This window comes from Paenibacillus woosongensis, assembly GCF_030122845.1.
Taxonomy (GTDB): Bacteria; Bacillota; Bacilli; order Paenibacillales; family Paenibacillaceae; genus Fontibacillus; species Fontibacillus woosongensis_A.
In genome coordinates this window covers 852,750-865,260 of record NZ_CP126084.1, presented here as the reverse complement: position 1 = coordinate 865,260, position 12,511 = coordinate 852,750, and the positions used below count along the sequence as shown (strand labels likewise).

The following is a 12,511-nucleotide window of genomic DNA, read 5'->3' as shown; positions in this document are numbered from 1 at the left end:
ATATACAAGCCCGCCTCTTTTTATTTTACCACCACATCCAGTAAAGCGCCGCAATAATACACAACCCGGCGACAAAAAATCCTCCAGCCATGAATATGATCGGAATCATATGTCCCTTATCCTTCAAGTGCATCCAATAGCCAAGCTGAACGAGTACTTGAAGAACAGCCATCGCGATCAGCAGCATGACCGTAAAAGCTGTGTTCACGCCCCCTGCTGCGACCGTCGCAAATGCGATTGCGGTCAATACGATCGAGAATATGAAGGCCACGACATGCTTCTGAGGTCCTTCATGCCGGTGTCGATGCTTCACCATTGAACCTTCGTTGTTATGCTGATTGACCATCGTTTAGCCTACCACCTTTCCAAGCAGGTAAACTACCGTAAAGACGAATACCCAAACGACGTCAACGAAGTGCCAGTACATCGCCGAGACATAAATCTTCGGTGCAGTAACTACCGTCAGTCCTTTTCTCGCAACTTGCCCGATCAGAAGCGAAATCCAGCAGATACCGAAAGTAACGTGCGCTCCGTGGAATCCGACGAGTGTGTAGAACGAGGAACTGAAAGCACTTGTCGTCATGCCATATCCATAATGGGTAACATACTCATAGAACTCATAGATTTCCAAGCCCAGGAAGCCTAGACCCAGCAATACCGTAACCGTCAGCCAAGTTAAGAGCGACTTCACGTTGCCCCGGTGCATGGCCTGAATCGAGAATACGCTCGTCAAGCTGCTCACCAGAAGGATCAGCGTCGCAACAGCGGTAATCGGCAGGCTGAACAGCTCGGAGGCTGATGGACCATCAGCCACTTGATTCCGCAGCGTCAAAAATGTTGCGAATAACGTACCGAACAGAACCGCTTCCCCTGCAAGGAACAGCCAGAAGCCTAAAATTTTATTGCGGCCTTCTAACGTTGCCTTCTCCGGTTCATGGGGGAGCTTGTTTGTAGCTTGCTCTGCATGAAGAGTGGTCATGCTTCTGCCCCCTTCCCATCGATTTCTTCTGGTTCAATATGCCATCCCGCATCGTCGTACAGGGAATGAACGATCATCGAGCCGAAGGTGATACCTAAACCGATAATAACTACGATGTAGTTGTTGAACAAGAAATTCAGGAAGCTATTGCCGAAATCATCCGTCGTAAACATGAAGCCAAGGCCGGCAATGAACAGACCTACGGACATGACAAACGGAATAATCGTCGGCGATGGCATATGAATCGAACCTACCGGTTCAGCAGGAGTCATCTCCTTATGTCCAGCCATCTTCTCTTTCCAATATGCATCAATACCGCGGACAAGCGGAAGCTGCTTGAAGTTGTACTCCGGCGGCGGCGACGGAATGGCCCATTCCAGGGTACGGCCGTCTCCCCAAGGATCATTTTCAACTCCGACAGGCTTTCTTGCCGTAATCACGACATTGACCAGGAATAGGATAACCCCTACACCCATCAGGAACGCACCAACTGTACTCAGCATGTTCATCAGATCAAAGCCCTGGTTAGGCAAGTATGTGAATACGCGGCGCTGCATTCCGACCAAGCCTAGGAAATGCTGCAGGAAGAAGGTCAAGTGGAACCCGATAATAAACGTCCAGAATTCGATTTTTCCAAGCGTTTCGTTCAATACCCGACCAAACATTTTCGGCCACCAGTAATGCAGGCCAGAGAACAATCCTAGAACAAGTCCCCCTACGATAACGTAGTGGAAATGCGCTACGACAAAATAAGTATCGTGGAACTGATAATCCGCTGGCGCAGAACCAAGCATAACCCCGGTTACTCCACCCATGACGAAGGTTGGAACAAATCCGATGGCGAACAAGCTCGCCGTGTTGAACGTAATTTGTCCGCCCCACATCGTAAACAGCCAGTTAAAGATCTTGATTCCTGTAGGAACCGCGATCAGCATCGTCGCAATAGCGAACAATGCGTTAGCTACCGGTCCCATACCTGTCGTAAACATATGGTGCGCCCATACCATGAAGCCCAGGAAGGCAATCAGGATGGTCGCGAATACCATCGAGCTGTATCCGAACAGGCGCTTGCGCGAAAATGTACTCACGACTTCAGAAATAATCCCGAACGCAGGCAGAATGAGGATATAAACCTCAGGGTGCCCGAAGATCCAGAATATATGCTGCCAGAGAACAGGGTTACCCCCGCCTGCAACGTTAAAGAAGTTAGCTCCCAAAATCCGGTCGAAGCTGAGAAGTACTAAACCGACTGCAATCGCCGGGAAAGCAAACAAAATCATTGCCGATGTAACGAATGTCGTCCAGGTAAACATCGGCATGCGCATGAAGGACATGCCTGGCGCACGCATGGTAATGATCGTTGCGAGGAAGTTAATCCCCCCGATCAGCGTACCGAGACCGGCAATTTGCAGACCAATGGTATAGAAGTCGACGCCGTGCGTTGTACTGTATGTCGTTGAGGATAGAGGGGCATAAGCCGTCCATCCTCCGTCCGGAGCGCCTCCCATAAACCAGCTGAGGTTAAGCAGCAATCCCCCGAACAGGAATGTCCAAAAGCCGAGCGAGTTCAAGAATGGGAACGCGACGTCGCGAGCCCCGATTTGCAGCGGGATTACCGCATTCATGATCGCAAAAATAATCGGCATTACCCCAAGGAAAATCATTGTTGTTCCGTGCATCGTGATCAATTCGTTGAACTGCTGAGCAGTTACAAACGTATTCATTGGCTTCCATAACTGGACGCGGATCAATAGCGCTTCGATCCCGCCTATTCCAAAGAAGAAGCCCCCTGCAATCAAATACAGAATGGCTATTTTCTTATGGTCAACCGTTGTCAACCAATCCATCAAACCCTTGTGCCGCTTGACACTGTGAGCGTGAGCCAAGGTTTGTACCCCCTTTAAAGTCCTGTGCATCAATGCCGTCTGATAATCTGAAAATTAGTAATTCAGCTTAACGTTAGCCAAATACTCCGCAATTCCTTCAATTTCTTCGTCCGTCAGCCCAAGGTCTTCCTTCGGAGAAGGCATATGGTTGCCCGGCTTGACTTCTTGCGGGTTGGTCAACCATTCGATCAAATTGTCTTTGACCGGCTTGCCCGGGAACGGTTTGTTCGAACCTTCTTCGTTGATCAGGATGCCCGCGACCGTCTCGCGGTTTCCGATACCCGTCAAGTTCGGCCCCATCGGCCCGCCTTGATCCCCTACCGCATGGCAGCTCAGACATTGCGTCTTGAACACTTCTGCAAGCGCAGGATCCTGGATCGGCTCGACCGGCTGCTTAATTGCGGCTACCCAATTATCAAACGATTCCTGGCTTACCGCCTTCACCTTAAATTCCATCAAGGCATGGGACGGTCCGCACAGCTCCGCACACTTCCCGAGGTAAACGCCTTCTTTCTCAGCCTCTAGCCAAGCTGTGTTAATCGTTCCCTCGGTATTCGTATCCGTCTTTCCTCCAAGTGAAGGTACCCAGAAGGAGTGAATGACGTCTGCCGTTTTCAATTGAAATGCGATTTTCTTATTCGTAGGAATAATCAAATCCTGAGCCGTCGTAATGTCGTAATCCGGATAATTGAACTCCCACCAGAACAGATGCGAGGTTACCTTTACCCGAATGGCATCCTTATCCTCCCAATAGTTCTCCCCATAAGCGAACACTTTCTGAACCGTCGCTACAGCAAGGACGAGAACCAGAATCAGCGGAATCCCTGTCCAGATGATCTCCAGCAGGTGATTTCCTTCCACTTGCTTCGGCATCTCCTTATCCCCTGGCTTGCGACGGAACTTAATCAGTACATAGGCCGCAATACCGAATACAATTACGAGCACGGAGAGCATGATCGTAATCGCCAGCTTCATCAAATCGAATTGTCCTTGTGCTACCGGGCCTTGTGGTCTGAGTGCAGACAAGTCTTCGCGACCGCAAGCGGACAGTAAGAACGTCAGCCCAACAAACAAAGGAACAAGCCTTTTCCCAGCCTTCCACCGTTTCATCATTGATCTACCCCACTTTTACGTATTCTTCCGATGATTACAGGCTTTTTCCCTTGCCCGGGGAAAAACTTTCCTGCCCTAGCACGGAAACTGCAATCCTGTCAATTAAAACAATCACTTATTAAATATAAGAGTGAACCCCTCTTTTGTCAATGAGATCAAGGGAGTTCACAAATTGTTCAAATGTCTGAAAAAGCCCGCCATAACAAGGTTTGCGAGCGTTTCCACCCTTCTGTTTCCCCCTGCGCCTCGTTTCTTGCCGCTAGACTGTGAGAGGCGCTTTCCCATTTTGCCCTCGGCCAAATCATTTTGAATCATTTTCGACATTTCAGCGAATTTCTTGTCACAATTGATCAGAAAAACTCCAAGCCTCTGGCTAGCGAACAATTACCGCTGGCAGCAAGTGGAAAACTGCGCTGCCGAACCTCCGTGCTCCCGTGATTGTGGCTAGACGGGGGATTTGACCGAGATCGGGATGTGAAGCGGAATGCGGGATCTAGATCGGGATTCGGGATCGGGGCTCGAGAGCGCGATCGGGATGGGATCAGGATGGGACACGCGGCACGGGCTCAGGTCGTGAATCGAGAACAAGACACGAACGAAAGTGCGATCGGAACGAGAACGTAAGGCCTTGAACGAGGCACGGGACACGAACGATAGTCGACCGGAACGAGATGAGGCGTGCGGTCGGGTCACCGGACATGCAGCGCTAAGCCGGAGTGTGAGATCGGACACGAGGTACCCGGCCGGTCGTGAGATCGGAATACGAAACACGAGGTGCTATGTCTGAAATACGGGACGTGGCATTCTAACGAATCTCACGAGCACTATTTACCTAAAAAGAGCCACCGTTAAAATGTAACGAAGCTATGTAACGTTATTTCATGCTTAACCACCTCAATAAGAAAATAAACCGCAAATAAGGTGACTGAGATTCGTTAGATTTAAATTAATAGCTAATATGTACAAATAAAGCTAATGAGATTCGTTAGATTCGGGCTATCCGTCGCAGGTCTCTTTCGAAGTACATGATGGGTCCGAATGGGCTCATCACCCGACCTTATCACTGCAGCACTTAGCAAATGATCGAATAAGGATCAGCGACGAAAAGTAACAGCCACAAATCAAAAAAAAACGACATCTCTGCCGTTTGGGTTAGATTGTTGTGATATCCAGGAGATATTCTAATCTGCAATCCCATTCTATTTGCTACTGATGGCGACTCGACGAGAGGACAATTTTAGTTGTATCTATGCCTGTACTTGTCTCCACACTTGAAACTGTACTTGAGACTTCCCCGTACTTGTATCCATCTCCGCCAACATCTCCATCACAATCCCCTTCGCTCCCTGCGTGCGGTCCGCCCCCTGGATTCCGCCTTCCCTCCCATTTTGCCTGAGGCCTGTTGGCCTTCGGGAAGCCAACATATAAGGCAAACATTCTCGACGTAAATTCAAGGAAGACAGACCGCAAACCACTGTTTGACGCTAGTTTATCTTCGCGTAAAGGGTAATGAGGAACCGAATTGGATACGGAGACCTAGTTATACTTGAGAAAAAAGCCCCGCCATCGCACGTCCTCTTCACAAGGAAGTAAGGACGACGGGCTCTCCTTTTGTTATCGCTATTGTATGTTCATAATGCCCGCCCAAGCTTCCGTCGGCCGTACGGATCGTCCACCCGTCATCGTCCCACAGGACGGCACCCGTGTCGCCGGAGGTCAGGATCGGTTCTACCGTGATGACCATCCCCTCCCGCAGGAGCGGTCCGGTATGGGCGCGCCCAAAGTTTGGCACATCCGGCGGCTCGTGCATGGACCGGCCGATGCCATGCCCGATCAGCGGCTTTACGATGCCGATGCCTGCTTCTCTCGCTACCCCTTGGACCGCCGCGCTGATGTCTCCCACACGATTGCCCGCCACGGCCTGCGCGATGCCTTTCTCCAGGGCTTTATGCGTGATGGTCAGCAGCCGGTCGGCTTCTTCGCTAACCTCTCCGATGCGGTAAGACCAGGCGGAATCGGCGAGCCAGCCATTCTTATTCACGACGATGTCAATGGTGACGATATCGCCGTTCTGGAGCTGGCGATGGTTCGGGAAGCCATGGCAGACGACATTGTTCACCGAAGCACAGGTTGCAAACGGATACCCCCGGTACCCCTTTTGCTCCGGCGTTGCTTTTCTGCCAGCCAAGTACTGCTCCACCCATTCGTCGATTTCCAGTGTCGTCATTCCCGGGCGGATCCGGCTGGCAAGCTCGCCGTGGCACTCGGCAAGGATTTTGCCGGCTTCCCGGATTTTTAATATTTCTTCCTTCGTCTTCAGGTTGATTTTCAATATTTCCGTCCCCTCTCGAGAGCTTTAACACCCCGTTAATAAGCGTTGTTATAATATATGTAGGAACAAGCAGAAAAAAACCGCCCTGCGGCATGACGCTGCAAGACGGATATCCATTGTTCCTCATTAAATGAACGAATGCAAGTGCTTGACACACGGCAGGAAGGGTCAAGATACGGACGAGTTGACTGAATTTAGCTTGCCCATTTCATGTTCAACCAGGTCCGTTAATTCCTCTTCATAGCCGCCCATGATACGATATTTCCGGACGTATTCCTTTACGAATTTTTTCGGGTCTTTCGGCTTATATATCCGGGTCATCTCCCGCAGACTTTCCTTTACTTCATTGTGACCTTTCGTTGCCATACATATTCCCTCCCAGAACGCTTGTAATTAATGCTCCGATTTCGAGAACGCCGAAAAGTGATGTTGATTCATGAAGTCTTAGGCTGCATTACGCCTTCTCGGCAGGCACCTGACACTATTACATACCCATAGAAATTCCTGTTTAATCAAGCTGGCAACCACACATGTCCGAGTAGTCCGGACAAACCGCAGACTTGATGGAATAACCTCCTATCTCTTATATTGTAACATATTCAGCTCGGGCCTTACAGCTTTCTTCCATACGCACACTTTTTTTGAAAAATATCAGAACCCTGCTACTTATACAATCGGCAAAATTATTGCTCATCCTTAATTCTGGTTACATTAAATATATAAGACTGAGTAAAGGAGAAAATGACATGCAGTCCATCCGCAGCATTACCGCTCCTTCTGCCAAGGCTCACACCGCAGGCTTACATTGCACTCCCCCTGCTCCAAGCAAGGAGGCTGCCAGCCTGTTTCGTGCCGCGGACGAAGAAATCATCCAACGGTTCCCTAAAATGAACAGCTTCATCGTAGCCCGGCAGGATGCCGTCCTCACCGAGCGTTATTATAACGGATTTGAGACGAACGACCTTCATGATTTAAGGTCGGCCACCAAATCGATCCTTTCGCTTCTGCTGGGCGTTGCCAGTTACCGGGGAGACCTTCCGCAGCTGGATGAACCCATCGCCGCACATTTGCGGAAATACGCTGACCGGAAGCTGGACCCGCTTTGGGAACAATTAACCTTGCGTCATTTGCTCACAATGACCTCTGGATTTCATTGGAAAACCGGTGTTAAAATGGGAGAAGCGCTCATCCACCGCTTGCACCAGAGCCGAAATTGGACAAAATACATTATGCAGCTCCCCATCGAGCAGCATAAAATCGGGACCTTTCAATACTGTAGTGTAGATAGCCATCTTCTCTCCGTATTGCTGACGGAATGGACAGGGCTAAGCGCGGCGGAGTACGCCGGGAAATACTTGTTCGGTCCGCTCGGCATTGAAGATGTTTCGTGGAGCGCCAGTCCCGAAGGCCATTCGATGGGTCATATCGGACTTCATTTAACGGCACGGGACATGGCGAAGATCGGCCTGCTCTGCCTGCAGGGCGGCGTATGGGAAAACGAGCGGCTTCTCTCCGCAGAGTGGCTGACCCGCTCAATGACTCCTTTAGCCCCGGAGAGTCCCGGCTATGGCCGTTACGGCTATCATTGGTGGACGACCAAAGCAAACGGGATTCCATTCGCCTATGCCCATGGGCATGGAGGACAGCAAATCAATGTGATTCCTTCGCTCGATGCCGTTGTCGTATTTACGGCGGCCAGCGATCTGAACCGCTGGAAGAACCCCAGGCCGCTGCTGGAAAAGTTCATTATGCCTGCATTGAAGCACAGCTAACCGCAATAACTAGAATTCTTTATTTTCTGAATAACCAATTCTTAAGTTCATCGGGAGGGATTTAGCTATGCTCTCAGGCTCGCCCAAAGTATTGATTATGTATGCCAGCTATGGCGAGGGTCATTATCAGGCTTCCAAAGCCCTTGAAGCAAGCTTTCATCGGTCGGGGATTACGGATGTCGAACTGCTGGACTTGATGGCAGAGGCGCATCCTCTGCTGAACGAAATGACCAAGTTCGTATATATACAGAGCTTCAAAACGATGCCAATGCTCTATGGCTGGGTCTACAATGCCACAAAGGACCTGCAGCCGGATACATCTTTGTTGAGCGTACTCAATTCCCTCGGTATGAGGAAGCTTGAGCAGGCCATCTCCAGCATCGAGCCAGACCTTATCATTCATACTTTTCCCCAGTTGGCCATGCCGAAATTGCTGAAAAAAACGGGACTGAAGCTCCCCCTAATCAACATCGTTACCGATTTTGACCTGCACGGACGCTGGGTTCACCCTGGCGTGGATCGTTATTACGTAGCTACGGAGGAATTGCTGCAGGATCTCGTAAGACGCGGCATTCCGGCGGAACGGGTGCTGGTCAGCGGGATTCCGCTAAAGCCTGATTTCGGTCGAAGTCCCAGCATGGCAACAGAGCAGTTCTGCCGGCTCGATCCCTCTAGGCGAACGATTCTGATCATGGCCGGGGCGTTCGGCGTCATGCAGGGCATCCGCGATATTTGCGAGACGCTGCTCGCTAAAGACAACTATCAGGTCATCGCCGTCTGCGGAAGGAACAAAGAGCTCCACCGCAAGCTGGATCAGGAGCTGGGACAGCACCCGCACTTCCACCTGTTCGGCTATATTAGCGAAATAGCCCAGCTCATGCAGCTGAGCCATTGTATTGTGACGAAGCCGGGCGGAATTACGCTCTCAGAAGCGCTTGTCAGCCGTCTTCCCATTTTCGTGTACCGCCCTGTACCAGGCCAGGAGCTGAATAACGCCCTGTATTTGGAGAGCAAAGGAATCGCCCATATTGCGAACGATCCGGGCACCCTGATCCGCCAAATCGATGGGCTTCTCTTAAACGAGGAGCGGTTAGCCCATGTTTACGGGGAGATCGATCTTGTGCGCAGACCCGAGGCGGCCAAAACGATCGTCAGCGACATTATCGAGCAGTGGTTCACACCTGCCTCCTCGCTGGCCGGCAGCACGTCGATCTCCCTGCTGTAAGCAAAACAACCATATCGTTAATATCATCAATTGTTTCGCATGAAAATAAACTTCTGGCCGATAAGGCCAACGATGAACAACCCCAGGCTTACCCATGGCGCTGCTTCAATAACAGGCAGCTTATCGTGCAAATAGACTGCCGCTAATATGACTGCCGCCAGATAGACGCCATAAATCGCGGCAATCTTCAGGCTGAAGCCTCGCCCTTTGCCGACCGGTTTGACGCTATCGCGCTTCAGCACCCTCAACACCAATTCAATTACAGCAATCGAGGCAAAGACTAGCATTAACACAGAAAACAGGCTGATCCGGTTGAAGGCACCCGTCTTGTTCCCAAATCCCATGGCGATGAAGCCGAACAAGGCCTGCACCGCAAACATCCAGGTTAAGGCGATCCACGGGATCATCGCATACTCCGATACCGCCTCCCGCAGGCTTCTCTTAGGCAAGTGTTCCAGCAGCTCTCGGAAGTACTGCTCCGGATCCTCTCCAAATACCTCCGCAGCAGTCTTCCCATGCCGCTGGGCCTCGAGCATGTGCTGAGCCGTCTCTAGAAGCAGCTCTTCTGCCTTAGCCTGATCGACTCGGCTTGAGCGTAAATAAACAACCATATTATCAAAATAGGCCTCATTCTCTTGTGTCATTTGCGCTCTCAGCCGGTTATTCTCCTCTGCCATCTGATTAATCTTCATGTCCGCCAGCTCCTTTCGTCAGTACGTGATCCACGCTTTGCCGCAGCCCATTCCAGGACTTCCGAAACTGCCGCAGCGACTGCACGCCTTCATCCGTTAATCGGTAATATTTCCGGGGCGGTCCGCCGGACACCCCGTCCTGCCGCAGCTCACCGCAGATCAGCCCTTCCTTCTGCATCCGCAGCAGCAGCGGGTAGATGCTCCCTTCACTTACAAACGACAAGCCCGATTGCTCCAGCAATGTCGTAAGCTCATACCCATAAACCTCTTTACTCTCCATCAAGGCCAATATGCAGCCCTCTAGAATGCCCTTTAGCATTTGGCTGTAGGTCGTCATGTATCATTTCTCCATTCCGGTTAGCTCAACCATTCCAGTCAGCTTGACTTTATAATTCGGCAGTTCGGCAGCTCGGCAATTTTTTAGAAATCCAACTAACTTGTTAAGCAAGATAGTTGAGAATAACGTACTATGCTGCAAGGTAAGTCATTGAGTTCAAGTTCATAACATGTCTCGAACTATCTTGCATTGTAATATAGTATATGCCAATCCTATTTTTAATGTCAATCCGTTCTGTGAACAGCAGGCTCGTCATACAATGTCTATTGAGACAGGGAACAAGTCCCATTCCCTTTATTTGACTGACAGAAAGAAGGTAGATGCTCATGTCCCCTTTCAAATCCTCAACGGGTCTGTATGAAAATGTAGCAGCCTTTTTCTGCTATCTGTTCGCTTTTGTCGGCGGCGTCGTATTCCTGGCGGTAGAGAAAAGAAGCCGCTTCGTTCTTTTTCACGCGCTTCAATCCGTGATGCTGTTCGCCGGGCTCATGATCGCCCATGCCGCTGCCGGTTTCCTGCCGTTGATCGGCATCGTAGTGGGGCTGCTGCTAAGCGCGCTTGGAATCGCGCTCTGGCTCCTGCTGATGCTGACGTCTCTGCAAGGCAAGTGGCTTAAGCTGCCGTGGATCGGCGAGCTTGCCGAGAAGCAGTTGAACCGGATGTAGGAGCAGCGCCGAACTGTTTTAAGATCATGACCGAGATCAAAAAATGACCAAGCCTTCACAGGCTTGGTCATTCTCTTACATTTGCCGGAACAAACATGCCCCGTGCTAATAGGCGTTATAATGCCGACCCGGAAGCAGCTTCATCAGCCGCCGTCGGCTGCTGTCCTGGTGCAGATGCCGATTTGGCTTGATGCCCCCGGAAGCCGTTAAACAACAGATTCAGCACGATGGCGGTGAAGCTGCCGGCGACAATACCGTTGTCGACAAGAATGCGAAGCCAATCCGGCACGCGCTGGAAAATTTCCGGCACGACGGTAACACCGAGGCCCATGCCTACAGAACAGGCGATGATGAGCAAATTCTCATGACGGTTAAGATCCACCTGATCCCCCAGCATGCGTACGCCCGAGGACAGCACCAGTCCAAACAACGCGATCATCGCTCCGCCAAGAACGGAAGACGGAACAAGCTGGGTCAATGCGGCGATTTTCGGCACGAAGCCGATCAAGACGAGCAAACCGCCGGCAACCACGATCACATCGCGTGTTTTGACCCGGCTCATTTGAATGAGACCAACGTTCTGGGAATATGTCGTGTATGGGAAGGAGTTGAACAATCCGCCCAGAACGATCGCCAATCCCTCGGCCCGGTAACCGCGGGCCAAATCCTTCGATGTAATATCTTTATCCACGATTTTGCCAAGCGCCATAAATACGCCGGTCGATTCGGCAACGCTAACGATCGCAACCAGAACCATCGTCAGAATGGCTGACGCGTGAAATGTCGGCGCCCCGAAATAGAACATTTGGGGCATATGGAACCAGCTCGCTTCTTGAAGCGGCTTGAGATTCACACCGCCCGCAAGCGCGGAAACAATCGTGCCGGCAATGAGGCCGAGCAGGACGGAAATGGAACGCAGAAACCCTTTGGCAAAGCGGTTCATCAGAATAATGAATAGCAGCACGCCAAAGCCCAGCGACAGGTTCAGGGGGCTTCCAAATTCGGGATTCGTCCCCGGATTGCCGCCTCCCAGGTCCGTCAATGCTACCGGAATCAAGGTCACCCCGATAATCGTCACCACGGAGCCTGTAACCACTGGAGGGAACAAGGCGATCAATTTACCGAACAATCCGGAAAACAGGAACACGAACAGCCCGGAAGCGATAATCGCCCCATAGATGGCCGATACGCCCATCCCGTCGGTCAAACCGATGGCGATCATCGGCGACACGGCCTGAAACGCACAGCCTAGCATAACCGGCAGCCCGATCCCGAAGATGCGGTTGCCCCACACCTGGAGAAGCGTAGCTACGCCGCAGGCCAGAAGATCGATAGCGATCAAATACGTAAGCTGTTCATGGCTGAGCTGCAGCGCATTGCCGACAATCAGCGGCACGATAACCGCACCCGCATACATCGCCAGCACATGCTGAATGCCTAGCGATAGGGTTTTGAATGGATGTCTATTTCTTTGAAAAATGGCTTCCCGCTCCATAAAAATATCTTTTCC

At 51.1% G+C, this 12,511-nt stretch carries 12 protein-coding genes; 3 read left to right on the top strand and 9 right to left on the bottom strand.

Going from position 1 to position 12,511, the window contains the following annotated elements; translation table 11 throughout:
* Positions 1–25 precede the first annotated feature (25 nt).
* The 6 genes from QNH46_RS03765 to QNH46_RS03740 form a co-directional block, all read right to left on the bottom strand.
* A complete protein-coding gene (locus QNH46_RS03765) occupies positions 26–346 on the bottom strand; it encodes a cytochrome C oxidase subunit IV family protein (RefSeq protein ID WP_283926991.1) in 321 nt (106 codons plus the stop codon).
* Positions 347–349: 3 nt separating this feature from the next.
* Complete coding sequence (locus QNH46_RS03760) at positions 350–979, bottom strand: cytochrome c oxidase subunit 3 (RefSeq protein WP_283926990.1); 630 nt, start codon at positions 977–979, stop codon at positions 350–352.
* Positions 976–2,826, bottom strand: coding sequence for a cytochrome c oxidase subunit I (gene ctaD / locus QNH46_RS03755; protein WP_283926989.1), 1,851 nt, complete (start codon positions 2,824–2,826; stop codon positions 976–978). Before ctaD ends, QNH46_RS03760 begins: the two co-directional genes overlap by 4 nt.
* A 93-nt stretch (positions 2,827–2,919) precedes the next feature.
* Positions 2,920–3,978, bottom strand: a complete 1,059-nt coding sequence (gene coxB, locus QNH46_RS03750) for a cytochrome c oxidase subunit II (RefSeq protein WP_283926988.1) — start codon at positions 3,976–3,978, stop codon at positions 2,920–2,922.
* A gap of 1,579 nt (positions 3,979–5,557) precedes the next feature.
* On the bottom strand, positions 5,558–6,310 hold the full coding sequence (map, locus tag QNH46_RS03745) for a type I methionyl aminopeptidase (protein WP_283926987.1): 753 nt from the start codon (positions 6,308–6,310) through the stop codon (positions 5,558–5,560).
* Positions 6,311–6,478: 168 nt separating this feature from the next.
* Positions 6,479–6,676: a hypothetical protein gene (locus QNH46_RS03740; protein ID WP_155611864.1), complete on the bottom strand. Its 198-nt coding sequence runs from the start codon at positions 6,674–6,676 to the stop codon at positions 6,479–6,481.
* A 380-nt stretch (positions 6,677–7,056) separates the two neighbouring features.
* Here QNH46_RS03740 and QNH46_RS03735 point away from each other — a divergent pair, with 380 nt between their 5' ends.
* Both QNH46_RS03735 and QNH46_RS03730 read left to right on the top strand, forming a co-directional pair.
* Positions 7,057–8,082, top strand: a complete 1,026-nt coding sequence (locus QNH46_RS03735; protein WP_283926986.1) for a serine hydrolase domain-containing protein — start codon at positions 7,057–7,059, stop codon at positions 8,080–8,082.
* Positions 8,083–8,149: 67 nt separating this feature from the next.
* A complete protein-coding gene (locus tag QNH46_RS03730; RefSeq protein ID WP_283926985.1) occupies positions 8,150–9,307 on the top strand; it encodes an MGDG synthase family glycosyltransferase in 1,158 nt (385 codons plus the stop codon).
* 26 nt (positions 9,308–9,333) lie between these two features.
* On the opposite strand, the gene QNH46_RS03725 is transcribed toward QNH46_RS03730, so the two are convergent.
* Positions 9,334–9,999 (bottom strand): DUF1129 family protein, encoded by a 666-nt coding sequence (locus QNH46_RS03725; RefSeq protein ID WP_283926984.1) that lies wholly within the window; start codon positions 9,997–9,999, stop codon positions 9,334–9,336.
* Positions 9,989–10,336: a PadR family transcriptional regulator gene (locus QNH46_RS03720; RefSeq protein WP_283926983.1), complete on the bottom strand. Its 348-nt coding sequence runs from the start codon at positions 10,334–10,336 to the stop codon at positions 9,989–9,991. The genes QNH46_RS03725 and QNH46_RS03720 overlap by 11 nt, the downstream gene beginning before the upstream one ends.
* Before the next feature lie 326 nt (positions 10,337–10,662).
* Between QNH46_RS03720 and QNH46_RS03715 the strand changes: the two genes are divergently transcribed.
* Positions 10,663–11,001, top strand: coding sequence for a DUF4870 domain-containing protein (locus QNH46_RS03715; protein ID WP_283926982.1), 339 nt, complete (start codon positions 10,663–10,665; stop codon positions 10,999–11,001).
* A 115-nt stretch (positions 11,002–11,116) separates the two neighbouring features.
* Here the strand turns inward: QNH46_RS03715 and QNH46_RS03710 are convergent, their stop codons facing one another.
* Positions 11,117–12,496 (bottom strand): nucleobase:cation symporter-2 family protein, encoded by a 1,380-nt coding sequence (locus QNH46_RS03710; protein ID WP_283926981.1) that lies wholly within the window; start codon positions 12,494–12,496, stop codon positions 11,117–11,119.
* Positions 12,497–12,511 lie beyond the last annotated feature (15 nt).